Origin of the sequence: Candidatus Pelagibacter communis (genome assembly GCF_001179925.1) — a bacterium.
Classification (GTDB): domain Bacteria; phylum Pseudomonadota; class Alphaproteobacteria; order Pelagibacterales; family Pelagibacteraceae; genus Pelagibacter; species Pelagibacter ubique_E.
On record NZ_CVSF01000057.1, the window covers coordinates 1 to 828 of the forward strand.

General features: G+C 35.9%; 1 protein-coding gene. It reads right to left on the reverse strand.

Annotated features, from left to right (window positions below; translation table 11 throughout):
* Positions 1–335 precede the first annotated feature (335 nt).
* A partial coding sequence (locus tag AMN70_RS03350) for a DNA polymerase (protein ID WP_218836804.1) occupies positions 336–828 on the reverse strand: 493 nt, incomplete at its 5' end.

The following is an 828-nucleotide window of genomic DNA, read 5'->3' on the forward strand; positions in this document are numbered from 1 at the left end:
AAATCTTTTGTGTTGTTAATCATTAATATATTTTGTAAAAGTCTTGCGTTGGAGCCCTCGTGGTGAAATTGGTAGACACAAAGGACTTAACGCACAATTTGAGTGCTCCAGGTGAAAGCCTGGAAGTAGAACCTTTTAAATTCGGTGAAGGCTTAACTGCTAATACCGAGCCAAGACACAGCGATGTGTAAGGTGTAGAGACTAGACAGAAGGAAGCTTAACTGCTTAAGGTATAGTCCAGACCACAAAACGAAAGTGTAGCGAAAGCTATAGTGGTATGAAAATCCTTGCCCTTTTGGGAGTGCCAGTTCGAGTCTGGCCGAGGGCACCAACAATTAATGGGTATCAGCCCAGTTGTTTCCTATTTTATATTGTGCATCTAAAGCACATCTTAAATTAAAATGAGTACCTGCATCTTTAATTGATTGAACTGCTATAGCTCCTACTTCATCTGCAACAGCAGACTTACACTGAAGTTGTAGCTCATCATGAACATGAGCAACCATAGCACAGGTATCTTTATCATAATTTTTTTCCTTTAATTTTTTGTGTAAAATAATTGTAGCCATCTTAATAATTAATGCTCCACAACTTTGTATTAATAAATTTAAACTTGAGTGTTCAGACCTAGGAATTAATTTTCTTTTATCTAAACCTAATAAATATTTTTTATTTCTTGTAGCGATAATAACATTATCTCTTAATTGTCTTAATGCAGGTAAAGCTTCAAATAATTTTGCTTTTATTCTTTTTCCTTCTTGGGAGTTTTTTCCAATAACTGCACCAAGCCTCGCATCTCCGATGCCATAGATGACACCATATATAACC